The organism is Pseudomonas sp. 05L36, assembly GCF_056398125.1.
On the sequence record NZ_JBFTOU010000078.1, the window covers coordinates 1 to 1313 of the forward strand.

Annotated in this window: 1 protein-coding gene; it reads left to right on the forward strand. The window is 52.9% G+C overall.

The genetic code is table 11. The annotated features are described in order from the left end of the window. The first annotated feature begins 53 nt into the window (after positions 1-53). A protein-coding gene (locus AC1DKH_RS30305; protein WP_477800224.1) for an IS3 family transposase occupies positions 54-1276 on the forward strand; the annotation gives its coding sequence in 2 pieces (ribosomal slippage) (positions 54-405 and positions 405-1276; 1224 coding nt in all). The last annotated feature ends 37 nt before the right edge of the window (positions 1277-1313 follow it).

Below are 1313 nucleotides of genomic sequence, written 5' to 3' on the forward strand. Positions count from 1 at the left end.
TGTTCCGTCCTGAATAAGGTTTACACCTTCTGACCCATTCTCAGGAGGGAGTAATGAACGCGGGAGAAAGGCGCAGTCAGCGTGATTACACGCTGACCTTTAAATTGTCGGTCGTCGATCAGGTCGAAAAAGGCGAGTTGAGTTATAAAGAGGCTCAAGAGCGCTATGGCATTCAGGGTAAAACGACCGTACTGAACTGGTTACGCAGGCATGGTCGGCAGGACTGGAGTCAAGGCGCGTCCATTCGCTCCAAGAGACCCAGTTCCATGGATGAGCCCGATAAACCGCTGACACCCGAACAGCGAATCAAAGAGCTTGAAGAAAAGCTTGCTCAAGCCAACCAGAAAGCTCAGTTTTTCGAAGCCGTCGTTGATGTTTTGAAGAACGACTTCGGTGTTTCTGTCGTAAAAAAGCGATCCGGCAAGTCCTCTCCCAAGGGCAGATCCAAGACCTGAGCATTAGTCGGGCTTGCCAGTTCATGGGGATTTCCCGTCAGGCTTATTACAAGCGCAACCGGGCGTGTGATGCCCGGGCCCGTCATGCCCAGGAAGTGATGGGGTTCGTGAGGGAAAAGCGACTTAGGCAACCGCGCCTTGGCACCCGAAAACTTCACAATCTAATGCGCACTGAGCCAGAAGTGTCCGTAAAGGTTGGTCGAGACCGTTTATTCGATATCTTGCGAGATCGGCGCGAACTGGTTCCCCGCAGACGGGCCTATCACAAAACGACAGACAGCCATCATCGCTTTCGCCGGCATCCAAACCTGCTCAAAGATGGGCCGATTCAGGTAGTCGCCAAGGCGCCAGAGCAAGTATGGGTTGCGGACATCACCTACTTACCGACGCAAACGGGTGTGGCTTATCTGAGTTTGATCACCGATGCGTACTCCCGAAAAATCGTGGGGCACCATGTCCATGAAAGCTTGCACACCGAATCGGTGATCCAGGCGTTCAGCAAAGCCCTCAAGCAGCGGACAACGGGGCAACGCCTGGTACATCACTCGGATAGAGGCGTCCAATACTGCTCCGAGCTTTATCAGCGGCTGCATGCCAAGTACGGCATCACCTGCTCAATGACCGATGGCTACGACTGCTACCAAAATGCATTGGCTGAGCGTGTGAATGGGATTTTGAAAAACGAGTTATTGCTGCATCGCCCCAAAGATTTTGCAGAGGCCGTCCGGATGGTGAACGAGTCGGTGCAGATCTATAACAACGAGCGGCCTCATCTGTCGCTGAAATACAAAACGCCCGATGCGGTGCATCGGGCGTTTTGAGGCTGAAACAGGTGTAAACCTATTTCAGGACTAGACA